This window comes from Demequina sediminis (assembly GCF_039545075.1).
Taxonomy (GTDB): Bacteria; Actinomycetota; Actinomycetes; order Actinomycetales; family Demequinaceae; genus Demequina; species Demequina sediminis.
In genome coordinates this window covers 22,336-47,470 of sequence record NZ_BAABRR010000011.1, presented here as the reverse complement: position 1 = coordinate 47,470, position 25,135 = coordinate 22,336, and the positions used below count along the sequence as shown (strand labels likewise).

General features: G+C 72.4%; 22 protein-coding genes. 14 read left to right on the top strand and 8 right to left on the bottom strand.

Annotation, left to right across the window (positions count from 1 at the left end):
* Positions 1-2 precede the first annotated feature (2 nt).
* On the bottom strand, positions 3-2,687 hold the full coding sequence (locus tag ABEA62_RS10280) for an ABC transporter substrate-binding protein (RefSeq protein WP_345379978.1): 2,685 nt from the start codon (positions 2,685-2,687) through the stop codon (positions 3-5).
* Between the two features lie 91 nt (positions 2,688-2,778).
* Between ABEA62_RS10280 and ABEA62_RS10275 the strand changes: the two genes are divergently transcribed.
* Positions 2,779-3,531, top strand: a complete 753-nt coding sequence (locus ABEA62_RS10275) for a DUF1684 domain-containing protein (RefSeq protein ID WP_286216563.1) — start codon at positions 2,779-2,781, stop codon at positions 3,529-3,531.
* Between the two features lie 2 nt (positions 3,532-3,533).
* Here the strand turns inward: ABEA62_RS10275 and ABEA62_RS10270 are convergent, their stop codons facing one another.
* A complete protein-coding gene (locus tag ABEA62_RS10270; RefSeq protein ID WP_345379975.1) occupies positions 3,534-4,517 on the bottom strand; it encodes a LysR family transcriptional regulator in 984 nt (327 codons plus the stop codon).
* Positions 4,518-4,645: 128 nt separating this feature from the next.
* On the opposite strand from ABEA62_RS10270, the gene ABEA62_RS10265 reads away from it, so the two are divergent.
* The 4 genes from ABEA62_RS10265 to ABEA62_RS10250 all read left to right on the top strand — a co-directional run bounded on the left by ABEA62_RS10265 (position 4,646) and on the right by ABEA62_RS10250 (position 7,961).
* Complete coding sequence (locus ABEA62_RS10265; protein WP_286216569.1) at positions 4,646-5,773, top strand: MalY/PatB family protein; 1,128 nt, start codon at positions 4,646-4,648, stop codon at positions 5,771-5,773.
* A gap of 41 nt (positions 5,774-5,814) precedes the next feature.
* Positions 5,815-7,194 (top strand): MFS transporter, encoded by a 1,380-nt coding sequence (locus ABEA62_RS10260; RefSeq protein ID WP_286216570.1) that lies wholly within the window; start codon positions 5,815-5,817, stop codon positions 7,192-7,194.
* A gap of 99 nt (positions 7,195-7,293) precedes the next feature.
* Entirely contained in the window at positions 7,294-7,566 is a 273-nt protein-coding gene (locus ABEA62_RS10255; protein WP_286216571.1) for a type II toxin-antitoxin system VapB family antitoxin, read from the top strand.
* Positions 7,563-7,961 carry a type II toxin-antitoxin system VapC family toxin gene (locus tag ABEA62_RS10250; protein WP_345379970.1) on the top strand — a complete coding sequence of 133 codons (399 nt, stop codon included), beginning with the start codon at positions 7,563-7,565 and terminating at the stop codon, positions 7,959-7,961. The genes ABEA62_RS10255 and ABEA62_RS10250 overlap by 4 nt, the downstream gene beginning before the upstream one ends.
* Positions 7,962-7,972: 11 nt before the next feature.
* On the opposite strand, the gene ABEA62_RS10245 is transcribed toward ABEA62_RS10250, so the two are convergent.
* Positions 7,973-8,365, bottom strand: a complete 393-nt coding sequence (locus ABEA62_RS10245; protein ID WP_286216574.1) for a ribonuclease E inhibitor RraB — start codon at positions 8,363-8,365, stop codon at positions 7,973-7,975.
* A gap of 153 nt (positions 8,366-8,518) precedes the next feature.
* On the opposite strand from ABEA62_RS10245, the gene ABEA62_RS10240 reads away from it, so the two are divergent.
* A complete protein-coding gene (locus ABEA62_RS10240) occupies positions 8,519-8,689 on the top strand; it encodes a hypothetical protein (RefSeq protein WP_286216575.1) in 171 nt (56 codons plus the stop codon).
* Between the two features lie 157 nt (positions 8,690-8,846).
* On the top strand, positions 8,847-9,071 hold the full coding sequence (locus tag ABEA62_RS10235; protein WP_286216577.1) for a TM2 domain-containing protein: 225 nt from the start codon (positions 8,847-8,849) through the stop codon (positions 9,069-9,071).
* A 187-nt stretch (positions 9,072-9,258) separates the two neighbouring features.
* Here ABEA62_RS10235 and ABEA62_RS10230 read toward each other — a convergent pair whose 3' ends face one another.
* The 3 genes from ABEA62_RS10230 to ABEA62_RS10220 are packed head-to-tail and all read right to left on the bottom strand — an operon-like array spanning position 9,259 to position 13,460.
* Positions 9,259-10,767 carry a type III PLP-dependent enzyme domain-containing protein gene (locus ABEA62_RS10230; protein WP_286216579.1) on the bottom strand — a complete coding sequence of 503 codons (1,509 nt, stop codon included), beginning with the start codon at positions 10,765-10,767 and terminating at the stop codon, positions 9,259-9,261.
* The gene (locus ABEA62_RS10225; protein ID WP_345379966.1) at positions 10,760-12,418 is read right to left on the bottom strand and encodes an FAD/NAD(P)-binding protein; all 1,659 of its coding nucleotides are present in this window, start codon (positions 12,416-12,418) and stop codon (positions 10,760-10,762) included. The genes ABEA62_RS10230 and ABEA62_RS10225 overlap by 8 nt, the downstream gene beginning before the upstream one ends.
* A complete protein-coding gene (locus ABEA62_RS10220) occupies positions 12,411-13,460 on the bottom strand; it encodes a pyridoxal-phosphate dependent enzyme (RefSeq protein ID WP_286216582.1) in 1,050 nt (349 codons plus the stop codon). The genes ABEA62_RS10225 and ABEA62_RS10220 overlap by 8 nt, the downstream gene beginning before the upstream one ends.
* A 203-nt stretch (positions 13,461-13,663) precedes the next feature.
* On the opposite strand from ABEA62_RS10220, the gene ABEA62_RS10215 reads away from it, so the two are divergent.
* From ABEA62_RS10215 to ABEA62_RS10195, 5 genes are all read left to right on the top strand, one after another.
* Complete coding sequence (locus ABEA62_RS10215) at positions 13,664-14,920, top strand: arginine deiminase (protein WP_345379963.1); 1,257 nt, start codon at positions 13,664-13,666, stop codon at positions 14,918-14,920.
* A gap of 70 nt (positions 14,921-14,990) precedes the next feature.
* The gene (locus tag ABEA62_RS10210) at positions 14,991-15,629 is read left to right on the top strand and encodes a biliverdin-producing heme oxygenase (protein ID WP_286216583.1); all 639 of its coding nucleotides are present in this window, start codon (positions 14,991-14,993) and stop codon (positions 15,627-15,629) included.
* Positions 15,629-16,777, top strand: a complete 1,149-nt coding sequence (locus ABEA62_RS10205; RefSeq protein WP_345379959.1) for a heme/hemin ABC transporter substrate-binding protein — start codon at positions 15,629-15,631, stop codon at positions 16,775-16,777. Before ABEA62_RS10210 ends, ABEA62_RS10205 begins: the two co-directional genes overlap by 1 nt.
* Before the next feature lie 5 nt (positions 16,778-16,782).
* Positions 16,783-17,847 (top strand): FecCD family ABC transporter permease, encoded by a 1,065-nt coding sequence (locus ABEA62_RS10200; protein WP_425558025.1) that lies wholly within the window; start codon positions 16,783-16,785, stop codon positions 17,845-17,847.
* Positions 17,844-18,620: a heme ABC transporter ATP-binding protein gene (locus ABEA62_RS10195; RefSeq protein WP_286216585.1), complete on the top strand. Its 777-nt coding sequence runs from the start codon at positions 17,844-17,846 to the stop codon at positions 18,618-18,620. The genes ABEA62_RS10200 and ABEA62_RS10195 overlap by 4 nt, the downstream gene beginning before the upstream one ends.
* A 303-nt stretch (positions 18,621-18,923) precedes the next feature.
* On the opposite strand, the gene ABEA62_RS10190 is transcribed toward ABEA62_RS10195, so the two are convergent.
* The gene (locus ABEA62_RS10190) at positions 18,924-21,785 is read right to left on the bottom strand and encodes an HtaA domain-containing protein (protein WP_286216586.1); all 2,862 of its coding nucleotides are present in this window, start codon (positions 21,783-21,785) and stop codon (positions 18,924-18,926) included.
* 253 nt (positions 21,786-22,038) lie between these two features.
* Between ABEA62_RS10190 and ABEA62_RS10185 the strand changes: the two genes are divergently transcribed.
* Positions 22,039-23,844 carry an alpha/beta hydrolase gene (locus ABEA62_RS10185; RefSeq protein WP_345379956.1) on the top strand — a complete coding sequence of 602 codons (1,806 nt, stop codon included), beginning with the start codon at positions 22,039-22,041 and terminating at the stop codon, positions 23,842-23,844.
* Positions 23,845-23,851: 7 nt separating this feature from the next.
* Here the strand turns inward: ABEA62_RS10185 and ABEA62_RS10180 are convergent, their stop codons facing one another.
* Positions 23,852-24,697: a DUF4432 family protein gene (locus ABEA62_RS10180; protein WP_345379954.1), complete on the bottom strand. Its 846-nt coding sequence runs from the start codon at positions 24,695-24,697 to the stop codon at positions 23,852-23,854.
* Between ABEA62_RS10180 and ABEA62_RS10175 the strand changes: the two genes are divergently transcribed.
* The gene (locus ABEA62_RS10175) at positions 24,591-25,121 is read left to right on the top strand and encodes a DeoR/GlpR family DNA-binding transcription regulator (protein ID WP_345380022.1); all 531 of its coding nucleotides are present in this window, start codon (positions 24,591-24,593) and stop codon (positions 25,119-25,121) included. The two genes, ABEA62_RS10180 and ABEA62_RS10175, sit on opposite strands and share 107 nt — an antisense overlap.
* The last annotated feature ends 14 nt before the right edge of the window (positions 25,122-25,135 follow it).

The following is a 25,135-nucleotide window of genomic DNA, read 5'->3' as shown; positions in this document are numbered from 1 at the left end:
TGCTACTCCCCCGCGCGGTACAGCTGCGTGGGCCACGTCGACACGAAGGTGAACGGGCTGAAGTCCGTCACCCCCAGGTCGTTCGCGAAGCCGGTCGCGGACTGACCCCACCACAGCGGGATGTTGATCGCGTCCTCGGCCTGGAGGGTCTCCGCCTCGACCAGCAGGTCGATGCGCGCGGCGGGGTCCGTCTCCGCGCCCACCTGGCTCAGCAGCTCGAGCACCTCGGCGTTGTCGTACTGCGCCGGGTTGCCCGCACCGATCAGGTACGTGGGGATCTCGGCCGGGTCGCCCAGCGTCGAGAAGTACCACATGTAGTTGAGGCCGTACCCGGCGGACGGGTCGAGGCTCGCGAGCCACTCCTCGATGGGCACCTCGCGCACGTTGAGCGTGATGCCCACCTCGGCAAGGTCCTGCGCGAGGGCCTGAGCCGCCGTGCCGAGCTGCGGTCCGGTGTTGGGCGTGAGGATCTCCGTCGTGAAGCCCTCGGGCACGCTCGACTCCGCGAGCGCGGCCTTGGCCGCCTCGAGGTCGTACTCCCACTGCGGGATGGTCGCGAGCAGGGCCCGCGCGTCCTCGGGGCTGTGCACCGAGGTCAGCGACTCGGGCGTCATGATCGCGGTGGCCGCCTCGCCGTGGCCGTCGAGCAGCGTGCTGACGAACGCGTCACGGTTGACGGCGTGGGCGATCGCCTGGCGCACCGCCGGGTCATCGAAGGGTGCCACGCCGATGTTGAAGTAGAGCCCCACGTAGCTGAGGTCGTTGACGTACGTGACCCGCATGTCGTCGAGAGCCTCCCACTGGGCGGCCTGCGCGAACGGCACGTTGAACGCGATGTCGACGTCGCCCGACTGCGCGGCGAGCAGTCGCGTCGACTCGTCGGAGATGAAGTCCACGCGGATCGACTTCACGGCGGGCAGCTCTCCCCACCACGTGTCGACGCGTTCGAACGCGACGTGCGAGTCGGGCACGAACTCGGTGACCTGGTACGGGCCGGAGCCGAGCAGCAGCGAGGTCGACGTGCCGACGTCGCCGCCGTGCTCCTCCCAGAACGCCTGCGACGTGATGAACGCGGCGCCGGCCGAGGTCATGTTCGCCGCGAACGCGGCGTCGGGCTCGAGCAGGCGGATCGTCACCTGCGCGTCGCCCGACTTCTCGATCGTGTCGACGTTGGTGAGGTAATACGCCAACCCGGGCGACTGCGTCTCGTCACGCGCCATCTCGAGGCTGAACACCACGTCGTCGGCCGTGACCGGGGTGCCGTCCTGGAACACGGCATCGTCCCTGAGGTCGAACACGTAGGTGACGGGGTCGGGCTGCTCCCACGACTCGGCGAGCCCGGGCTGCAGGGCGCCGTCCGCGTCGATCGACAGCAGGCCCTCCTGCGTGACCGCCGCGATGTAGTAGTTGAGGATTCCCGACTCCTGGCCCACGTAGAGGCTCGACAGCGACCCGGGCAGGGCGACGGTGATCGACTCGATCTCCTCGCCGGTGTCCTCACCGATCACCACGTCGGGCGTGGCGGAGGGTTCGGACTCGGAGGTGGGGGTGCAGCCCGCCAGGGCGAGCGCGCCCGCGGCGGTGGCGACGGCGACGCGCGCGAGCGTGCCGGTGGAGGTGAGTGCCATGGTGGGTGTCTCCTCGGGGTGGGTAGGAACGATGCCGACTCCGGCCAGGGACGCGAAGCGCGCCCGGTGGCCGGCACTGCGACGGCGGGCGTCGAGGGTGGCCTCGACGGCGACTAGGGACGGCTGGTGAGCCGCAAGCACGCGCAGGGCGGCCGCGACGGCCGGGATCTCCGCTGACTCCATGAGGGTCGTGGCGACGATGCGCCGGCGCACGGGGGGCGTGAGGCCCACCGCGCGCAGGTGGCCGGGCAGCGACAGCCCGGTGAGCGCGCCCTCGACCACGAAGGCGGTGCCGCGGCCGTGGGAGGCGAGGGCGATCGCGGCATCGGTGCGGCTCACCGCGGTGTCGCCCGCGTGAGCGACGCGCGAGACGTGTGCCGCGACGGCATCGCTGCACGTCCCGAGCCCGCCGATCCACGGCTGCTCGACCAGCGACTCCGGCGCGACCCTGCCCGCGTCGGGAGGCAGCGGCGCGTCGGTGAGGGCGACCACCTCCTCCGAGAACAGGAAGGTCGACCGCATTCCGCCCGTCCGCGAGGCGGCCGCGAGCCCGCGGCCAAAGAGGGGCGACGGCGCGACGGCGATGTCCGCGGCGCCCGAGCGCACCAGCTCGACCGCTGCCTCGCCGTCCGCCGCCTCGCGGATGAGGACGTCGACGTGGGGCAGCAGCGCGGCGAGGCGTGCGGCCGCGGGCGCCACGACCGGTCCGATCGCGTCCGGCGGCGCCGCGAGGCGCACCTGGCCGGCGCGGCTGCCCAGCGCCCGGGCGAGCTCGGTGGCCGCGGCAGTGAGGCTCGCGTCGATGCGCGGTGCGTGGCGCGCGAGCAGGGCCCCGACCGGGGTGAGCCGCGCGGATCGCGCGGTGCGCGCCACCACGGCCGCGCCCAGGCGGTCCTCGAGGCGCTGCACGTGCTGCGTAATGGTGGGCTGGCTGTAGCCGAGCGCACGGGCGGCAGCGCTGATCGACCCGTGCCGCTCGATCGCGACCAGGATCCGCAACGAGTGGACGTCGATCGCTCTCGCGAGGACATCGATCTCGGGCTCGGCCCCGTTATCCATAGGCCGAGGCTATACACCTTCCAGTTTCAATCACATGACCCAATGTTTCGATTGTGTAAGGAATCGCGACCTGGACCGCCAGAATGTCCGCATGAGCGACGCACCCGAGCAGTTCCGCGACGAGCACCGCGACTGGACCACCACCCGCGACCGCGCGGCCTGGGGCCCCGCGGGCCTCGCCGCGCTTGCCTCGATGGCGTGGCTAGACGCGACGCCGCGCGCGCATGAGGGCATCCCGGGCACGTGGGCGGCGATCGGCTCGGGCCCCGCCGGAGGCGTGGCGGTGGGCACTCTCGACCGCGAGAGCGTCGCGCTCGCGCCGGGCGAGGAGGCACGCCACGGCACACTCACGCTGCGCGCGTTCGCCCGCGACGGGGAGATCTCGATCCGCGTCCTCGACCCCGCGCGCGCCACGGGCCCGGCAGCCGGGGCCATCGACCGCTACCCGTACGACGCGGCCCTGCGCGTCCCGGGCACGTTCGAGGAGCGCGCGACGGCGCCCGTCGAGACCCTCGCGGTCGACGGACACCGCTCGACGACCCGCTACGCCGGGGTCGTGACATGCGAGGTGGGCGGCACGCCGGTCGAGCTGTGGGTGCACCGCGACGGCGGCGACCTCTTCGCGGCCTTCTCCGACTCGACCGCTGACCCCGCGCGCTACGCGTTCCGCATGCTGCGCGTCCCGGCACCCGCCGGCTCGGGACCGGTCACGGTCGACCTCAACCGCGCGTACCTCCCGCCCAGCCGCTTCTCTCCGCACTACGTGTGCGTGACGCCCCCGCCGGCCAACCGCTGGACGGTACCGGTCCGTGCGGGCGAGCGGGGCATCGTCCCCTCCGCCTAGCGCTACCGCGCCGCCACCCGGGCGCGCTGGGCCGTGACCTGCGCGCGCTGCGCGGCAGCAATGGTGGCGCCCGCCTCCGCGAGCGCGGCGAGCGTCTCCCTCACGCCGGGCACCTTGAGCAGGGCCTCGCTCGCGACCGCCTTGACCACGCGCGTCACCACCGGGGAGACCGGGCGTAGCGCGACCGTGTCCTCGGGCCGCGCCGCGTCGAGCATGAGGTCCGTGACCAGGGCCACCCCCAGTCCGGCGCCGACGAGCCGCAACAGCGCGACGTAGTCGTCCGTCTCGAAGCCCAGGTGCGGGGCGAAGCCCCAGCGCCGCGTGATGCCGAGCAGATGAGCGCGGCACACGGGACAGCCGGCGATCCACGTCTCGTCGCGCAACTCGGGCAGGGGAATGCGCGCCTGCGCGGCCCGCACGTGCGAGCGCGGGATCGCGAGGTGGACCTCCTCCTCGACGAGCGTGAGCGCGAGCTCCCCCGGCTCGAGGGTCCACGGCACGTCCTCCGGGGCGTCGTCGGCGGTGCCGTCGACCCGCCACTCGTAGATGACCGCGAGGTCGCACTCGCCGCGCCGCAGCATCGCGAGCGCCTCGGCGGTCTCGGCCTCGCGCAGCGTGAACCCCAGGTCCGGGTGCGCCTCGCGCATCGACACGAACGCGCGCGGCAGGATCGTCGCCGCGGCGGACGGGAAGCTCACGAGGCGCAACGTGCCGCCGTGCAGGCCCGCGATCGCGGCGATCTCGGACTCGGCGCGCGAGGCCGAGTCGAGGATCTGACGCGCGTGGCCCGCGAGCACGCGCCCGGCCTCGGTGAGCCGGAAGCCGCCGGGAGTGCGCAGCGCAACCGCGGTGCCGAGCCGACGCTCGAGAGTGCGCAGCTGCTGGCTCGCGGCGGGCTGAGACACGCCCACGGCGCGGGCGGCGGCGGTGAGCGAGCCCTCGTCGTCGATCGCGACCAGCAAGGCTAGGTGACGAAGGTCGATCATCCTCGCATCATAAGTTCGACTTATGCCATCGCCAACACACTGGGCCTTGCCCCTATGGACGGGCGGTGGGACGGTCGGTACCGACGGCATCGTCACCCCCGACCCCACCCAGCCCACCGGAGCAGGACATGACCGCACCGCTCGATCACGCCACCCGCAAGTGGTCCGTGCCCGCCGGGGTCGTGGGCGCGGGCATCGCGGAGTCCGACCTGGGCACCGCGCCGGTCATCACGGAGGCGCTCCACCACGCGATCGACTCGGGCTTGCTCACGTACCTGCCGGACTCCGCCGACAGCGCCGCGCGCGAAGCCTTCGCCGGCTTCGCGGCGCGCCGCTACGGCTGGGACGTCGACACGGACGCGGTCGCGACCATCCCAGACGTGCTCACCGGCCTCACGCTCGCCCTGACTCACCTCGTGCGACCCGGCGCGGTGGTGCTGCCCACCCCGGCATATGCGAACTTCTTCCCGACCCTCGCGGGGAGCGGCCGCGAGGTCATCGAGGTGCCCAGCCGCGGCAGGGGCCACGGCTTCGCGCTCGACCTCGACGCGATCGAGTCCGCGCTCGCGCGCGGCGCGGCGGCCGTGGTGCTGTGCCATCCCCACAACCCGACGGGGACCGTCGCGGACCGCGCGACGCTCGTCGCGCTGGCCGCCATGGCGGAGCACCACGGCGCACGCGTGTTCTCCGACGAGATCCACGCGCCGGTGGTCTACGACGGCGCGCGCCACGTGCCCTTCGCGAGCGTGTCCACCTCCGCCGCGCACGTGGCCATCACGGCGACCTCCGCGTCCAAGGGCTGGAACGTGCCGGGCCTCAAGGCGGCGCAGCTGGTCCTCACGAACCCGGCGGACCGCGGCGTGATCGCCGCGCGCGCCCTCGCGCCGGTGCACGCGGGCTCGGTCCTCGGAGCCGTCGCGGCCGCGCATGCGTACTCCCCCGACGGCGAGCGCTGGCTCGACGCGACGGTTACGACGCTGGAGGGCAACCGGGATCGGCTGGCCACCGCGCTGACCACCCTTCCCACCCGGCCGTTGAGCGTGCTGCCGGCGGCGACGTATCTCGCATGGCTCGAGATCGGATGCACCCCGGAGCCGGACTCGTGCGGCGCGGCACGACTGCGGCGTGCGGGACTCGCCACCACGCCCGGAGAGGCGTGCGGGTCCGGCTACGCGGGCTTCGCCCGCTTCAACTTCGCGCTCCTGCCCGACGTCCTCGACGTCGCGATCGACAGGCTGCTGGACGCGCTCGCATAGCGCGACCCCACCCCGGACCCCACGCGGGCCTAGCCTGGACCATGGCCGCCACCCCGGCATCGTCACGGCTCACCCTCGGGATCGCGGTCCTCGCGAGCTTCGTCGCGTTCCTCGACGGGAGCATCGTCACCGTCGCCCTGCCCGCGATCGTGCGCGACCTGGGCGGAGGCATCTCCCTCCAGCAATGGGTCGTGGACGGCTACCTCATCACGCTCGGCGCGCTGATCCTGGTGGCGGGGTCGCTGTCGGACATGTTCGGCCGCGTGCGGGTGCTGCGCGCGGGACTCCTCGGTTTCGGCGTGACGTCCCTGGTGATCGCGCTCGCACCGAGCGGCGCCGTGCTGATCGCCGCGCGCCTCCTGCAGGGGGTCGCGGGCGCGCTCCTGGTGCCCAGCAGCCTCGCGCTCATCATGAGCACGTTCACGGGGCCCGCGCAGGCGAGGGCGATCGGCACGTGGACGGGCGCCACGACCGCGGCCTTCGTCGCGGGACCGCTGCTCGGCGGCCTGCTCACGGACCTCGCGAGCTGGCGGTGGGCCTTCGCGATCAACGTGCTGCCCATCGCGGTCACGCTCGCCATGATCGCCGCGCTCGGCCGCGCCGGCTATCGCGACACGACACGCGAGGGCGCGCGCGTGGACCTGTGGAGCGCTGCCCTGTGTGCCGGCGGACTCGGCGCCGCGGTCTTCGCGCTCATCGAGCAGCCTCACCTGGGCTGGGGTCACCCGGCCATCTGGGGCGGCGCGTTACTCGGGATCGGCGCGCTCGCGGCGTTCCTGGTGCGCCAGTCCCGCTCCGCGGATCCGATGCTCCCGCTGTCGCTGTTCCGCGCCCGCAACTTCGCATGGGGCAACGCCGCGACCTGGCTCATCTACGGCGCGCTGTCCCTCAACGGCTTCATCGTGGGCGTGTATCTCCAAGACGGCGCCGGGCTCTCCGCCACGGCCGCGGGCCTCGCGTCGCTGCCGGCGACCGTGCTGCTCATCCTGGGCAGCTCTCGCGTGGGCGCGTGGGGAGGGCGGCTGGGGCCCCGCGCGTTCATGACTGCGGGCCCGCTCACTATGGCGCTCGGCTCGTTCATGCTGCTGGCCGTGAGCGACGACTTCGACTACTGGACACAGGCACTGCCCGGGCTGGTCGTGTTCGGCGCGGGGTTGACGCTGACGGTCGCGCCGCTCACGAGCGCGATCCTGGGCGCGATCGAGACCTCACGCTCGGGCATCGCGAGCGCGGTCAACAACGCCGTGGCACGCATCGCGGGCCTGGTCGCCGTCGCCCTCCTGGGCACGATCGTAGGCGGACAGCTCGACCTCGCGGGCTTCCACCGCGCGACGGTGGTGACGGGCGTCCTGCTCGTCGCGGGCGGGCTCGTGTCGTGGGTGGGCATCAGGAACGATGCCGGGGTCACCGCCCCGCGATGAGCGCCTCGAGCGGCATGATCGCCGCGGAGTCTCGCACGCCCCGGGCCCGACGAGAACGTGAGGGTAGACGCTCTACCTGCCTCCATCTACCCTGGACACATGAGCCTCAACATCAAGAACGCGACGACCGTGAGCCTGGTCAGAGAGCTCGCCGAGCGCACGAACCAGACGCAGACGAGTGCGATCGAGAACGCAGTGCGCGCGGCGCTCGCCGAGCTCGACACCAAGGCGACGCACGACCAAGGCGCCGCACGGCTCGACCGCGCGCGTGCGGTGCTCGCCGAGATCGACGCGAGCCTGACCGACGAGGACCGAGCCGACCTCAAGCGGGCAGAGGCCACGATGTACGACAACGCTGGACTCTTCGCGTGATCCTCGACACCTCGGCCATCATCGCCATCATCGCGAATGAGCCCGCGCGCGAGCGCCTCACCCACGCGCTCGCCGCCGCGCCAGCGCGCCGTGTCAGCGCGGCGACACTCGTCGAGATCGATGCCGTCACCACGCGGCGCGACGACGGCTCGCTCTCCCGCAGGGCACACCGCCTGCTGCGGGCCTTCGAGGTCGAGACCGTGCCATTCGACGCCACCCAGGCCGCGATCGCGGCTCGCGCGTATCGCGAGTATGGGCGCGGCACGGGCCACGCGGCTGCGCTCAACCTTGGAGACTGCTTCTCCTACGCCCTCGCTCTCCACCTCGACGAGCCCTTGCTGTTCGTCGGCGACGACTTCCCCCGCACGGACGTACAGCAAGCCCTCGCTCAGTGAGCCCGCCGACGCTACGTCGCGTCCTTCTCCTCCGAAGTGAGCAGCCCCGCCCAGCCCTCGTAGTCCCCGCCGTGGCGCGCGGCGATGTCCTCGCACAGGTCAACCGTGTCGCGCAGGACGTTGGGCACCAAGGGCGCGTTGTACCGGCGCACGAAGATCATCCACTCGGGGATGTCGTGCGACGGCTCGACCAGCTCGTGGGTGACGCGCGCGGAGCGCAGCTCGTCGGCGGCCGCCTTGGCCCTCACGTCGGACGTGAACGAGAGGAAGAACTCGGACTCCCGCGGAGCCTCCGGGACGCCGCCGCGGGCCGCGAGCGCCGCCAGCTGCTCGGCATCGTCGCTCCACAGCCCGTGGGGCTCCACCCGCTTGCGACCGCCAAACACCTTCGTGAGAAAACCCATAGGCTCACGCTAACCCGGGCGACCCGGGACCCCGCGCCGCGCTTCGACTTGACAGATACCCCCAGGGGTATGCAGACTAGTCAGCGAGCGGCCGGCAACACCCCCCTTCAGCCGGCCGCATCATCCGAAACGAACCAACAGAGGAGAACGAGCATGTGCTCTCGCATCACCTGCAACCAGTGCGGCAAGGCCACGTGGACCGGCTGCGGCCAGCACATCGACCAGGCGCTCGCCGGCGTCGCCCAGGACCAGCGCTGCACGTGCGACCAGTCCTCGAGCAACGGCTCGTTCGGGTCGATTTTCTCGAACATCTTCTCGCGCTAAACGCGAGCGGGGCACGGGTCTGCCGTGCTCCTTCTGGGGAGAGGCCCCGTCGCACCCACCCGGTGCGGCGGGACCTTCGCCATGCCCGGGCGCACCGCGCGGCTCCGACTAGGCTCGAGGGAGAGTTCCTCGCCGCACCCTTCCACCGGAGAACGCCATGAACGCCGCACCGCTGCCCCTCAAAGACACGGCCATCACCTACATCCTCTGGTTCTTCCTCGGGATCCTGGGCGTGCACCACTTCTACATGGGCAAAATCGGCCGCGGGATCCTGTGGCTGCTCACGGCCGGACTGTTCGGCATCGGCTGGCTGGTCGACCTGTTCACCATCCCGTCGCAGGTGCGCACCGTCAATGCGCGCCGCATGATGGGCATGAAGTAGGACGCGCCGAGCTGTCAGCCGCACCTCTCACGACTCCCCCAGGCCGCTCCTAGCGGACTCCCAGGCTCGAGCGATGTGCTGGAGCCATGGAACCTCGACGACGACTCCTCAGCATCGCCGCGGCATCGGCCGCCCTCGCACTCGCCATCGCGGGGTGCGCCCCTGTCTCCGCGGAGGCCGCCCCGGTTCACGGCATCGGACCCCACGGGACGTCCCCCGTCGCACTGGCCGCACCGGTCGCCCCCACCGCGTCAATCCCGTCTCGCACCCACGCGGACTCGGACCCCGGACTCGAGCCCGACGCAGCCTGAGGCCGCCGTTTCACCACGGTCGCCGCGAGCGGCAGCTGATGAGACGCGCTCTCGAGGATGTGCATGAGGTAGCCGCCCGTGTTGACGAAGGCCGCGATGTCCCCGCGGGCCACGCCGTCGGGGAAGCACAGCCTCCTGCGAAGCAGCAGCTCCTCCTCGACGCAGTACGCCCCCACCAGGAAGCCCTCGAACGGCTCTGAGGTGTCCCTGGTGTCCGCCGGCCGGACCCAGCGCGGGTCCACCAGGAAGTCGGCGGACGTCGACCGGACCTGCGTGCGATTCATGTGCAGGCCGACCAGCGGGACGCCGTCGCTCGTGGACTTGCGAAAGGCCACCGAGGCCAAGGTGAGCCCGCACCCATCGAGCACCGACCTCCCCGGCTCGCACCTGAGCTCGAGACCCCTCGCCGCCAGTTCGCGCGCGACGGTGGATCCCTCCCCTGCCGGGGCAGCGAGCACGTCCCTCAGCCACTCGCCGCGCACCCGCTCCTGCCAGTACGGATACACGCTCGCGGAGGGCCGGTCGGCGCGCGGATCCTGGAGCCCCAGCCGGTCGCCGCGCCACGTCAGCACTTCCTCGCGGTCGCCCTCCAGGGCCTCCCAGAAGCGGCGCCACTGCTCGCGGTCCTCGAGGTAGCGCATCGGCACCCCGCCTCCCATGTCGATGAACGCGATCGCGTGCCCGCGGGATCGCAACGCGTCCGTCCACGTGAGCGCCTCGCGCAGCACGATGGCGCGCTCGCGCGCGCTGTACCCGTTGAGGTGGAAGTGGATGCCCTCGAGGCGCAGCGGGGTGCCGCCTCCGCCCGCCTCGCCCACCACGCGGTCCCAGTCGCGTGCCGTCATCCCGAAGCGCGTGGGCGCAATCGCGGGATCGGACGAGGCCAGCCTCGGCGCGACCCGCGCCGTCACGCCCCGTGCGCGAGCGATGCTCGCGACGTCCTCCGCCTCATCCGCGTTGTCGAGGCTCACCAGCACCCCGGCCGCGAGCGCCGCCTCGATCAGCGCGGTCGACTTCACGGCGGCCGTGAGGATCATGTCGTCCGCCGCGAACCCCACGTCGAGGCACTGCGTGAGCTCTGCGAGCGACGCCACATCAATGCCGAGCCCCACGCGCCGGGCCTCGTGCACCAGCCCCAGCGCCTTGTTCGCCTTGCGCGCCACGTACACCCCGAGCCGCACACCCTCGGAAGCCGCGGCCTCCACGAGCTCGGCCGCGTTGCGCCCCAGCGGCGCGAAATCGAGCACGTTGACCGGCGAGCCGTACTCCTCGATGAGCGCGGCGCACCGTTCCGGGTGCGCGAGCAGCTCCTCCATCCACGGCTCGGTGCGCCCCGTCAGCGGGGTCAGTCCCGCGACCGCGTCCGCCGTCACTGCCTCACCCATAGCTGCGTTCCCTTCGTGTCTCGCTCCAGGCTCGCTCGTCCCACTCGCGCGCGATCCTGGCCGCCCATCGCCGGGTGTCCCCGTGAAGGGCACGCTGCAGCGAGTCGTGCCCGATCACCACGTCCTCCGTAGGCCGGCCCAGCGCGTAGAGCCCGGGTGTCTGACGCCCGTCCGCGCCGACACACGCGCCATCGGGCGCCGTGAACACCCCCCGCTCTCCCGCGCGCACGGTCACGTCGCCCCGGCGGAGCAGACCCTCCCACGGCGCCCACGGCATCGGCCCCTCTGCGCCCGCATCCCATGGACGCGGCGCGCTCAGCACCCCTGGTCCCCGCGTAAAGGCGTCGAGTGTGACCGCGCCGGGTGGGATCAGGGCGAGCGCGGGAACGATGCCGAGGAGGCCGGCCTCCCTCAGGGCCAGCAGGCGCCGATGCGTCTCGAGCGGCGGGCCGAATGCCCACCTCTCGAGTCGGGCCGCACGGGCTCGCCAGCGTGGCCACGTGTCGGCGTCGCGAGGAGCGCGCTCGAGGGAGCGCACGACGTCCTGGTAGCCCGCCGACCAGGCGCGCCCCCACCACCATGCGGGGTCGGCGTCGACGTCGCCCTCGGCACGGCGCACGTCACGCTCCCACCTCTCGCCGGGGTCGGCCGCGCCCTCGCGGGCGCGCCCGTCAGCCGCGACCGCGCCGGTCGTGGCGTCGAGCACGTCCCACAGGGCCGCATGCTCGAGGCGGACCCCCGCGGCCCGCGCCGCGGCGACGGCGGCATCGGCAAGAACGCCCCACCACGCGTCGTCGGGCGTCGCGCTCGCTCCCCACCGCCTCGTCTGCTCAATGACGGCGCGCGCGAGCGTCGCGGCAACGGCGGCAGGCTTGGGCAGCATCGGCTCCCCCGACCGCGCGACGAGCGTGACCGACGCGGGCTCGCGACCACCAGGGAGGTAGCGCCGCCCCGACGGCCGCGCAGCGTCCTCGATCCATGCTCCCCCTCGCGCCGCCGTGAGGTCCATCACCACGTCGAATGCGGTCAGCGCGGCACCGCGCACCACGACATCGGCGCCGGGTGCGGGGCCCCGGTCGGGGTCGGCCAGCCGCGCGTGATCCATCCCCACACCACCCGCGTGCCCGGTCGCGAGCAGCACGCGCGGCGCCGTGACGGGCACGTCCGGTGGCCCCTCCGGAGTGACCGTCTCGCAGCTCCACCTGTCTCCGTCGCGCACCACGTCGGTGACCCGCACGCGGCGGCTCGCGAGGGCCATGCGCGGCGACTCGCGCAGGCGCTCCCACGCCCAGGCCAGGTAGCGGCCCGCCGTCGCGCGCGGTGGGTAGCGGTCGAGCGTGGGGTCCCGGAGGGCGCCGTTCGCGGCCAGCCACTCGACGAACGTGAGGGGCACCGACGGACACGTGAGATCGACGATTCCCGCGTCGACATTCATGCGCAGATGCACCCCCTGCGCGGGATCCCACACCGCACCCGGGCCGGGAGTCGCGGGGTCGAGCACGCACACCCGCGGCGGGACGCGGGTCGCGTCCGGCGAGGACTGCGCGAGCTCGTGGTCGAGGTCGGCGAGCGCGCGCAGCGCCTGCGGACCCGCACCCACCATGACCAGGTCGGCGTCGGCAGGCGCGCGGTCCGAGGACGCGTTACCCACGGCGGCGCGCGTCGCCCGCCACAAACGGGTTGGCGGCATCGAGCGGTCCGAGGGCCTCATCCGCGTCGGCGATCTCGGCGCGCACCCACGCCTCGTTGTAGACGGTCGGCAGATACGCGCTGCCGCTGTCGTGGATAAGCATTGCGACCGTGTCGCACAGCGACAGCTCCGGAAGGTCGCGGCCGATCGCGGCGACGATCGCTCCGGACGATGCCCCCGCGAGCAGTCCCTCGCGCCGCGCGAGGAGGCGGCAACCGCGAACCATGGCGGCCTCGCTCACGCGGCGCACATGGTCGGGGCGGGCGTGGCGCGAGAGCTCGGTCTCGAAGCCCGCCCCCAGGCCGGGCAGCTTGCGCTCCGCGATCACGCCGCCAAACAGCGCGGATCCTTCGGCGTCCACGCCGACAAGTTCGGTGGCCCATCCCTCGCGCTCGATCGCCTGCTGGCATCCGAGCAGCGTGCCGGTGGTGCTCATCGCGACATACAGCCGCGACGGCGGGGCCCCCAGCGACGCGACGAGCTCGGGCATGGTCGAGGTCGCGTGCGCGGCAGGATTGTCCGGGTTGCCGTACTGCTGCGTGGTGACGGCGGTGGGATCCTCCGCCAGGAGATCGGCGACGCGCTCGACGCGGGCACGCAGGCGGTTCCCGTCCTGCGGCGTCTCGACGCGCTCGACACGTGCGCCATAGGCCTGCATGGTCTGGCACGCGGCCGCGTTGGCCCGCGCATCGACCACGGCGATGAAGCCGTAGCCGCGCTGGGCGCATTGACGCGCGAGCGCCATCCCCAGGTTGCCCGAGGTGGACTCGACCACCGTGCCGCCCGGCACGAGCCTGCCGTCGCGGATCAGGCCGTCGAGAAGCGAGCGCGCGGTGCGCTCCTTGGTGCTTCCCGAGAGCTGGAGCTGGTCAAGCTTGGCAAAGACGGGCACGCCTGAGCCCGGAAAGAGCTTGTCCAGCCGGGTCACGGGCGTGGGCAGATAGCCGCCGTGCACGGTGCCAGCGGGAGACGTGAGAACGGGTGCGTTGTGATGATGCGTCATCGCTGCGAGCCTTCCTGGTCGAGTGGTACCTGGAGTCGGCAGTCGCGAGTCGGGTCCCTCAAAACCTGGCCACGCTGTCCTTGGGTGCCAACGGGTGGGGACCGGGAGGCATTCCCCGCGGAACCCTCCCGCGCCGCGGCCGGGAGGAGCGCATCGGCATCCTGCTACCGTCGAATCACCCGGCAGGAAGGCACTCGCGGACCATGACCGAGATTCAGGCACCGCCGCTCACGGCACCGCGCTACGGCGTGCACAGCGAGGTAGGTCGACTCCGCACGGTCCTCACGTGCGCGCCCGGCCTCGCCCACCATCGGCTCACGCCGTCCAACTGCCATGACCTTCTCTTCGACGACGTCATGTGGGTCGAGAACGCCCAGCGGGACCATGCCGGATTCGTGTCGCTCATGAGGGAGCGCGGCATCGAGGTGCTCGAACTGCACTCGCTTCTCGCGGAGGTCCTCGCTCTCCCCCACGCTCGCGCGTGGCTTCTCGATCGCAAGATCACTCCCGCGGAGGTGGGGCTGGGCCTGGCCGCGGACATTCGCGCCTACCTCGACCAGATGGACTCGCTCGAGCTTGCGCGGCACCTGATCGGCGGGCTGTCGACGCACGACCTGCCTCACGAGATCTCGCCGCCGGGATTCCTCCTGGTGCGCGAGGAGTCCGGCATGCGGGACTACCTGCTCCCGCCGCTGCCCAACACGCTCTTCACGCGCGACACGACGTCGTGGGTGTACGGAGGCGTCACCCTCAACCCCCTGTACTGGCAGGCGCGCCACGCCGAGACCCTGCTGATGAAGGCCGTCTACGCCTTCCACCCCGACTTCGGCGACGCGGTCAACGTGTGGTGGGGCGACCCCGAGCTGCCCAACGGACTCGCGACGCTCGAGGGCGGGGACGTCATGCCGATCGGCGGCGGCACTGTCGTCATCGGGATGTCCGAGCGCTCGAGCCGGCAGGCGATCACGCAGCTCGCCATGGAGCTGTTCATCCGCGAGGGCGCGGACCGCGTGATCGTCGCCAAGATGCCGCGGCTGCGCTCCGCGATGCACCTGGACACGGTCTTCACCATGGCCGATCGCGACCTCTGCACGGTCTTTCCAGGGATCATCGACGAGATCGAGACGTTCACGATCCGCGAGGCCCCCGCCCCCGTGTTCCTCGACGTGCGGCGCGAGGAGCGGCCGTTTGTCGACGTGGTCGCGGACGCGCTGGGCGTCGACATGCGAGTGATCGCGACGGGCGGCGACCGCTACGCCTCGGAGCGCCAGCAGTGGGACTCGGGCAACAATCTGCTCGCGCTTGAGCCGGGAGTGGTGGTCGCCTACGACCGCAACACCCACACCAACGAGGAACTGCGCGCCGCGGGCGTCGAGGTGCTTGAGATCGTGGGCGCGGAGCTGGGCCGCGGCCGCGGGGGCGCCCACTGCATGACGCAACCGCTGCTGCGGGAGGCGTAGTGCACCGTGCCCTCGCCTCCGAAATAATTACGCAACCACACCGTCACGAAATGTGGCTAGACTCTCGCCCATGACCGAGCCCTCCCCGCTCTCCGCCCGTATTCGTGAGGCCACCGCGCTCGAGCACAAGGCCGCCGAGACCCGCGGCTTCATCACGCGACTCATGGACGGCGAGTTCGATCTGGCCACGTACACGCGCTACCTCATCCAGTACGCGCACGTCTACCGCGCCCTCGAGTCGCGCATTCCGCAGCCCGGCGATCCGGCCTTCATCAACGACACCCGGCTCGACCGCTTCCCCGCGATCGCGAGCGACCTCAGCCGCCTCGGCGCGAGCGACTGGGACAACCACGCTCCCCTGCCCGCCACCGAGGCCTACGTGTCGCACCTCGAGTCCATCCCCGCGGCGGACGTGGCGCGCTATCTCGCGCACCACTACACGCGCTACCTGGGCGACCTCTCGGGCGGCCAGGCGATCGGCGCGCTGATGGCGCGTCACTACGGCGCAACCCCCGACCAGCTCGCCTTCTACCGCTTCGACGCGCTCGAGTCGGGGCCGCGCTTCAAGAACGAGTACCGGGCCTCGCTCGACGCCCTCGACTTCACTCCCGAGCAGGAGGACGTGTTCGTCGCGGAGTCCCTCGCCGCATTCCGCTTCAACGGCGCCATCTTCGACGCCCTCGGCGAGTCCGTGGGGGCGGCCGTCTGATGCGTCGCACCCTCGCGGCCCTCGCGGCCGCGGCCCTCCTCGTCGCGGGCGCCGCCGGGTGTGCGGGACCCGCCGCCTCGCAGTCTGCCGGAACGCAGGCGCCGTCCTCGCTCGCCGGGTCGGGAACGACCGCCCCCTCGCCGGACGCCGCCCCCCTCGAGGGCATCGTCCCTCTCGAGGATCCCGCCTCCTACCAGGGACCTTCCACCGCGGTGCTGAGTGCGGCAACCATCACCCCGGTCGCGGATCCCACGCCCGACTTGCCCGCGACCGTGACCTCGCACGCGCCCGACGGCGATCAGGAGGTCACCGTGACCTCGGTCGACCGCGTGGTCGCGATGGACATCTCGGGCTCGATCGCGGGCACCGTGTGGGGGCTCGGGCTGGGCGCATCGCTCGTCGGGCGCGACATCGCCGCGGACTTCCCCGGCACCGAGGACGTCCCGGTGGTGACCGGCGCGTCGCACAGCGTCAACGTCGAGGCCATCCTCGCTCTCGAGCCCACGCTGGTCCTTACGGACGGGTCGATCGGCCCACGCCGCGCGGTCACGCAACTCGCCGACGCGGGCATCACCGTGGTCTTCCTCGACAACCAGGCGAGCTTCAACGGCGCCGCTCAGCTCGCGCGCGACGTCGCCGCCGCCCTCGGAGTGGACGATGCCGGGGAGACGCTCGCGCAGAGCATCCTCGCTGACGTCGAGGACACCGCGGCGGCCATCGCGGCGATCGCGCCGGCGACGCCGCTGCGCATGGCGTTCGTGTACCTGCGCGGCAGCGCCGACGTCTACTACCTCTTCGGCGAGGACTCGGGGGCGGACCACCTGTTCGAGGCGCTCGGCGGAGTCGACGCGGGCTCCGAGGCGGGAATCAAGGGCGAGCAGCCCATGACGGACGAGGCGATGATCGCGATGGATCCGGACGTGATCTTCGTGATGTCGTCGGGGCTTGAGTCGGTGGGCGGCGTCGACGGGCTGCTCGCGTCCAAGCCCGCCGTCGCGCTCACGACCGCGGGCCAGAACCGCCGCTTCGTGGACATGGACGACTCCCTGGTGCTGTCCTTCGGCCCGCGCTCCGCGGACATCCTCGAGGCCCTCGCGGTGGCCGTCTACGCGCCCATGGACTCGGGCGCCGCGGCCGCGTCCTCGTGACGTCCGTGCGCGCGACCGGCCGCCTGCGCGCGTGGCTGGGCGGCACCCCGCACTGGGTCACGTTCCTCGTGCTCGCGGTCGCGCTGGTGGCATCCGCGCTGGTCTCGGCCGCGGTAGGCCAGTTGGGCGTGACCTTGACCGATGTCGTGGGCACGCTGCTCGCGGGCGCCGGGATCGACACAGCGTGGGCTCCGGCGGACGACATCACCGCGCAGGCGCTGTGGCAGATCCGCTTTCCTCGCGTCGCGATGAGCATCCTCGTGGGCACCGCGCTCGCGCTCGGCGGCGCGGCCATGCAGGCCGTGTTCGGCAACCCCCTCGCCGAGCCCGGCGTGGTCGGCGTCTCTTCCGGTGCCGCTCTCGGTGCCGCGACGGTGATCGTCACCGGCGCGACCGTGGGCGTCCTCGGGACCGCCGCCGCGGCCTTCGTCGGCGGGGTGCTCACCACGATCCTCGTCTACGTCATGGCACGTGCGAACGGCCGCACCGAGGTGGTCACCCTGCTCCTCACCGGAATCGCCGTGCAGGCGTTCGCCGGCGCGGGGCTCGCCTTCGCCGTGTTCTCCTCGAATACCTCCGCGCGCGAGCAGATCGTGTTCTGGCAGCTCGGATCGCTCAACGGCGCGCGGTGGACCGAGGTCGCGCTGGTCGCGGTCCTCACGCTCGCCGGTCTCGCGGCGCTGCTCGGGTGGGCGCGACAGTTCGACCTGCTCGCCCTGGGCGAGCGCACGGCGGGGCACCTGGGCGTCAGGGTCGAGCGGCTGCGCGCGCTGTCGATCGTCGTGATCGCGGTGCTGACCGCGGGCGCGGTCGCGTTCGCCGGGATCATCGCGTTCGTGGGCCTCGTGGTCCCGCACCTCATGCGCCTGTTGCTGGGGCCGAGCCACCGCGGGCTGCTGGTCGCCTCGGCACTCGGCGGCGGCGTGCTGCTGTGCGTCGCGGACATCGCCGCGCGGACGCTCGTCACGGGCGCCGACCTGCCGATCGGCATGCTCACCTCGCTGATCGGCGGACCGTTCTTCTTCTACCTGCTGCGTCGCGCGCGCTCGAGCCAGGGAGGGTGGGCATGACCGCGCTCGAGGCCCGGTCCGTGTCCTACGCGGCGCCGGGCGGCGCCATCCTCGTGGACGACGTCACGCTGACCGCCCCCTACGGCCACCTCCTCGCGCTGCTGGGCCCTAACGGCGCGGGCAAGTCGACGCTCCTGGGACTGCTCTCGGGCGACCTCACGCCGTCGCGCGGGTCGATCGATCTGGACGGCCGCCCGCTGCGCGCGTGGCGCGCGCCCGACCTGGCGAGGCGCCGCGCGGTGCTCACGCAGGCGAACGCGATGGCCTTCTCCTTCCGCGTCCACGAGGTGGTCAAGATGGGGCGCCACCCGTGGGCGGCGACCTCGACCGACGAGGACGATGCCCGCCACGTCGACGCCGCGCTGGCCGCGATGGACGTGGCGCACCTGCGCGACCGCGTGTTCCCCTCGCTGTCCGGCGGAGAGAAGGCGCGTGTGTCGCTGGCCAGGGTGCTCGCCCAGGACACGCCGGTGGTGATGCTCGACGAGCCCACCGCGGCGCTCGACCTGCGCCACCAGGAGGACGTCATGACGACGGCGCGCGCGCTCGCGGACGCGGGCCGCGCGGTGGTGGTCGTGGTGCACGACCTCGCTCTTGCTGCGGCCCATGCGGACTCGATCGCGGTGATGTCCCGCGCGCGGCTGGTCGCTCACGGCTCGCCCGCTGAGGTCGTGACGCCCGAGCTGGTCGAGGACGTCTACGGCATCGCCGTGCACGTGGTCGAGGGCCCCGAGGGCGCCCCGCTCGTGGTGCCCAAGCGCGGCAGGGACTGACTCGCACCCACGCCCACCAGGCGACCCACTCCACGCGCCGCACCCCGCGCACCCCCGCGCACCCCACCCCGCGCACCCCACCCCGCGCACCCCACCCCGCCGCTTAGTGCAGAGGATTTTGCGATTTCCGAGGCTGTTTCGAGCTTCGCGCATAGCGTGGTGCGATTCACCCAGGCCGGAGCGGGTCGCCACCTGCAGATCTGATGCGCTCAACCCGATCTCGGCCTCGAAATCGCACCAGGCGCTGCGCGAAGCGGCCGAGCGTCCACCTGAGAGCGGGTCGCCACCCGCACATCTGACCCGCTACGCGCGCCGGCGCCCCACCACGTAGCCTCCGCCAGCGGCGGCGAGCACCGCGGCGGCCGCCACGGCCCACCACACCGCGGCTGGGGTGGTCGACGTCGGCTCGGCGGCCGCGTCAATGACCGTGTCGCTCGTCGCGAGCGGCTCGGCGGATGGCGATGACACCGGCTCCGGCGCGACCTCGGCGCCCGCGAGCGCGAGGATGCAGCCGTCGTCGGAGGACACGGTCGCGCTGAGCGGTGCGAGCTCCTCACCCTCGCCATAGGTACCAAAGTCCGCGGAACCCGCGGCGGTCAGCACTACCGGCACCTCCTCGAGCGTCACCGTGGAACCCTCGCCCGTCACGGATCCGGCCGCGAGATCGAGCTCGCCCAGCCGTACCTGGGTCACCGAGACCTCGGCACCCTCCTGAGTCGTAGTCACCAGGTCCGCGAGGACGTAGTCACCGTCCGCCGAGAACTCGAGCGTGGGGTTCGCGAGCGTCGTGTCGAGCACTCCCCCGTGCCCCGTGAAGCGCACGGAGCCGCCGGCAGTCACGGTCCCGACCGCGAGCTCGGGGTCCACCGCGCCGCCGGTCACCGGCCACACGAACGTGTAGCCCAGATCCTCCACACCGCCGGCGACCTCCCACGTTCCATTCGCGATCGACGAGTCGATGTACGCGAGGAAGGAGTCCTTGAACGCCCACTCGATCTCACCGCCGGAGGCGAGACACATGCCCGGCTGCGCCGCACGCTCCGGGATGTCGAGAGCGATGCCGTAGCGCGCCCCCGAGGACGCGCCCACGAAGACGAGGTCGTGCGCGCCCGAGTACGAGGCGGGAATCGCCCCGGTCCAGGACACGGCGCCACGCGCGTCCGCCTCGAGCGTCGCGAGCACGACAGGATCGGAGTACAGCACCACGCTGACCTCCTCGCCCGACTCGAAGCCCTCGACGTCGAGGGTCACGAGCCCTCCGCGCTGAAGCAGCTCAAGCGTCGCGGCGTCGACAGCGAGCTCCTCGAACTCGCCCGCCTCGGGCGTTGCGTCCTCGGTCGCGGACGCCGACCCGGCCGTCGCCACCTGCGCCGAGGCGGTGGGCCGCTCGGCCGCGGTGGCCGCGGCACCGAAGGTCACCGTCACGGCATCCATCACGGCGCCCGCCGGGTAGAAGCCGCTGCCGTTGTAGGAGAAGACCCTCGCGCCCGCGGAGGTCAGCGTCGCGGGGGCGCCGCTGATGGTCACCGCGCCGCCTCGCGTGCTGCGCGTTCCCGCGGCCACGTCGACGGTCGCGATCGCCGTCGACGTGCCGTTGACGGTCATCACGAGCGAGGCGCGGCCGGCGCCCTCAAGCGTCACGCGCGGGTTGGCCATCGTGACGTCGAGGATCCCGCCGTGGCCGACGAACCGGACCGCCCCGTCGTAGCGCGCGGTGCCCGTGCCCGAGACCGGGTTCGCGTTGCCGCCGTCCTGAAGGAAGACGAACCGGCCGTCGCTGTACGCCGCTCCGGACGACACGGTAATGCTGCCGCGGGCGATGGGTCCCGTCACGTAGGACCGGAACGCCTGCTTGACGCCCCACTCCAGGCGACCCACCGCGAGATCCGTGGAGCCGTGGGCGGGCGCGCTGGGAGTGGGCTTCGGAGCGGGCTGGGACGGCGTGCCGCCACCCGTCCCGCCCCCGTCGCCTCCGGAGCCACCATCACCTCCACCATCGCCGCCCGACCCACCGTCGCCGCCGCCGTCGCCTCCGGACCCACCGTCGCCGTCGACGACGGCCGCGGTGAAGGTCACGGGCGCGAGCACCGTTCCCGCCGCATAGAAGCCGCTGCCCTGGTACGCGAACACCGCGGTGCCATCGACCGTGAGCGTCGCCGGCACTCCGGCCCAGGTCACGGTGTCGGCGTCCTGCGTGCGTGCGGCGGCCGCCAGGTCCAGGCGCGCCATCACGAGTCGCTCGCCGTCCACCTCGACGGACAGGTACCCGGTCGAGCCGTCGATCACCTCGACACGCGGCGCGTCGAACGTCGCATCGAGCTCCCCCGCGTGCCCCGTGAAGCGCACCGCACCGCCGTAGCTGGCGGTGCCGGTGAGGTCCTCTCCCAGCGCCGATGCCGTGGCGGCAAACGTAAACGTGTCGCCTTCGCGCGTCGCGCCTCCGGCGACCTCGATCGCGCCGTGCGCGATGGGACCCTCGACGTACGAGACGAAGGACTCCTTGACGCCCCAGTTCAGTTCTCCCGTGACCCCGGGCGTCGGCGTCGGGGCCGGCGAGGGCGACCCCGACGGCTCGGGCGACGGCTCGGGCTCCGACCCGCCGTCCTCGGCGAGCGCGATCGTGAACGTCGCGGGGTCCATCGCGGTGCCCGCCGGATAGAAGCCCTCGAGCGCGTCCGATCCGGCCTGCGTCAGGCTCACGGGCGCTCCCGTGTACGTCGCGGCGCCATCGGCCTCCGCGTACGCCGCGCCCGCCAGGTCCAGGGTCGCGACGTCCGTGGCGACGCCGTTGACCACCACGGTCAGCGTCGCGGCGGCCTCCCCAGCGATCCTCACGACGGGATCGGCGAAGGTGAGGTCGAGCACGCCCTCGTGTCCCGTGAAGGTGACCGCGCCGGCAAACTCCGCGGCGGCATCGTCCCCACCGGCGGCGGCGAAGCCGAAGCCGCCCTCGACCTCGACGGCCGGCGCGCTCACGGAGATCTGTCCGCGCGCTTTGGGGCCCACCACGTAGTCGCGGAAGCTCTGCTTGACGCCCCACACGAGGCCCGAGGCGGGGGTCGAATCGGCGGCCGCAGCAGGAACGATCCCCGCGGACAGCGTGATCAGTGCGGCGGCGACGACGGCGGCGAAACGGCGGGGCGCGGTGAGGAGACGTGACGACACCCCCGCACTCTACGGTCCCCGGCGCGATAAACGCAACGCGGCCGTCACGAAATTGCCGCGGGGCAAAAGAGAGGTGCGGACACGCCATTGTGTCCGCACCCTCCGACGCTAGCGAAGATCCGGGCCCAAGGGCCCAAAGTTATCGAATAGTTGCAGTGCCAGCGCTTACATTCACCCGCGGGGGACGATGCGCAACGGCGCGTCCGCGCACCCCCTCCTCCGCTACAGTCCAGGGGGAAGAGGGGTGACGCTCATGACGGGTACCGCCACGCGCGCGACAGAGTCCGCCGACAGGCCGGCACAGCACAAGCCGAGCGACCGCAGGGCACGCACCATCGCCGGCTCGCGCCAGGCCCGCCGCGAGGCCCGCCCGGGCTATCGCCGCCCACCGGGCATCTTCGAGCCCAGCTTCTCCGCTGTCGGACTGGTCCTGGGCGCCTTCTTCATCGCCGTCTCCCTCGAGCCCTCGCTGCTGCCGCGCATCCCCGTGGTGCAGGGCGTCGCGTCGGGCGTGTCCTTCATGGTCGGCTACGGGCTCGGCGCGGGCGGTCACGCGGTGTGGAACTACCTCCACGTGCCCAACCTGCAGGGCCGCGCGCGGAGCATCGTCGCGTGGACGCTGCTAGGGATCATCGGGCTCAGCCTGTCGCTGTCCGTGTGGCGCTGGGTGGGATGGCAGAACGAGATTCGCCGGACCTTCGGCATGGAGGAGCTCGACCCCACGGCGTGGCCGGTTGTGATCGGGGTCGGTGCCCTCGTCGCGGCGCTGGTGCTCGCGGTCTCCCGCTCGCTGCGTGCCGCGTTCCGCTGGGCGGAGAACCTGCTCGACCGCTGGCTGCCCCGCCGCCTAGCCGTGGCCCTCGCGGTAGCCGGCATGCTGCTGCTCCTGTGGCTGCTGGTCTCCGGCCTGCTCGTGCGCGGCTTCTTCGCTGGCGCCAACGCGGTGTTCTCGGTGCGCGACGGGGAGGACCACGCCGGCGTCGAGCAGGTGACGTCCGAGTTGCGGTCGGGCGGGCCCGAGTCCGCGGTCGCGTGGGGGGAGCTGGGTCGCCAGGGCCGCAGCTTCGTCTCCTCCGGCCCCACCGTCGAGGAACTCGAGAGCTACGGCGGCGACGGCGCCCTCGAGCCCATCCGCGCCTACGTGGGCCTCAAGTCGGCCGACACCCTCGAGGAGCGCGCGCAGCTCCTCCTCGACGAGCTCGTCCGCATGGGGGCCTTCGACCGCCGGGTGCTCGTGCTGGGGACCACGACCGGCACCGGCTTCCTCGAGCCCAATGCGGTCGACTCCCTCGAGTTCCTCCACCACGGCGACACGGCGATCGCCGGCCTGCAGTACTCCTACCTGCCCAGCTGGATCTCTCTCCTCGCCGACCAGGCTGCGGTACGCCAGACCTCGCAGGTGAGCTTCCGCATCATCCACGACTACTGGCAGGAGCTCCCCGAGGACTCGCGTCCCGAGCTCTACCTCTACGGACTCTCGCTGGGGTCCTTCGGCGTCGAGTCCGTGCTGTCGAGCATCGACATCATCAACGAGCCGATCGACGGCGCGTTCATGTCGGGTCCGCCGTTCGTCAACTACCTCCACAATGAGCTCGAGCGCTCGCGCGACGAGGGATCGCCCGCGTGGATGCCGGTCGTGAGCGACGGCCGCACCGTGCGCTTCACGGGCGAGGAGAACATCCTCGACCAGCCCGGTGCCACCTGGGGGGACACGCGAGTGGTCTACTACCAGCACGGATCCGATCCCGTGGTGTTCTTCACCCCCACCGCCTTCTATCGCGAGCCCGAGTATCTCCAGGGCACGCGTGCGCCCGACGTGTCCCCGCAGATGAACTGGTTCCCGATCATCACGGGCTGGCAGTTGCTGCTCGACATGCCGGGTGCGGGTGCGGTTCCCGAGGGCTTCGGCCACATGTACACCGCGAGCGGCAACCTCGCCGCATGGGCGGCGGTCACGGACCCCGAGGGCTGGACGGCCGCGGACACCGAGCGCCTGGGGGCGGTGCTCGATGAGCGCCGTGAGGAGCAGCTCTCGCTCCTCGAGCAGTTGGGCGAGTAGCGCGCCCTCACCCGAGGGTGAGCGTCACCCCGGCCGTGCGGGTCTCCCCCGGCTCGAGCACCGGCGCCCCCGCGTGGGGACCGGAGCGATCCGTGCCAAACAGCGGAGCGTTCGTGGGTTCGATGCCGAGCGCCCAGCCGCCACGCGTCGGGTAGATCCACTGCACGCACCGCGGCAGGTCCTCGGCGCGCCAGGACACGGCTGCCTCGAGCGGCGCCCCCAGCGTCGCCTCACTCACCGCGGCGGGGGTCCGCACGACCGCCCGCGCGCGGCCCTGGCCGTCGACCGCGAGCCCGGTGTGCTCCCACACCGACTCGGTCGTGTGGTCGACCGGATAGGGGAACACCTCCCACGGCACGGCCTCGGCCGCGGCGTCCCGCGGCGTCCGTCCGAGCGCCGCGAGCGACACCGTGGTGCCCGGCACCACGACCGGCACCCCGAAGTTGACGTGATTGAGCACCGCGACGTCCGCGGGGGCGGGACCCTCGTTGACGATCACGTCTTCGACCAGCACCTCGGGCCGGCCCAGCGCGATCCGGATTCGCCTGCGCAGCGTCACGCGGCGCCCGAACACGCGGGACGAGTCGACCACTCCGCTCACCTCGACGTCGCCCTCGGGGGTGCGGGTGATCGCGACGTCCTCGGCGGGGGTGAGGTGGTGCGAGCCGTGCAGGCCCCGTCCGTCCCGCGCGGGGCCGATGTTGTCGAGGCCGCACGTGTCGAGCGCGCCGCCGCCGAACCGCCCGATCCAGCCCTCACCGGCCGGATCGAGAGCGCCGCCGCGCGGAATCATCAACGGCGGCACGACCACGCTCGCACTCGCGCGCCACCTGCGCGAGCGCTCGGACCTCACGGTCGCGACCAACAACCTGCTGTTGCCGAGCGAGATCAGCCCGACCGTCTACCGCAGCCTCTACCTCTTCGGAGGCACGGTGCGCCCGAGCGCGCAGGCGACCATCGGGCCCGTGACGTTCGCCCCCAACGGCAGCGCGGGCGTCGAGGTCAACGGCGACCTCGCTCTCATCTCGGTGGGCGGACTCACGGTGTCCGGCGGATACTCGACGTCGAACATCGCCGAGGCGCAGATGATGCGCGAGATGATGGACCGCTCCGAGGAGGTCGCGGTGCTTATCGACTCCACCAAGTTCGGGCGCAAGCTCTTCGCCCAGTTCGCGCCGCTCGAGGCGGCCACCTACATCGTGACCGAGGTCGCACCGCCCGAGGAGTTCGCCGAGGCCTTCGCCGAGCGCGGCATCCAGGTCATTCACCCCGACTGACCCGGCCCGGGCAT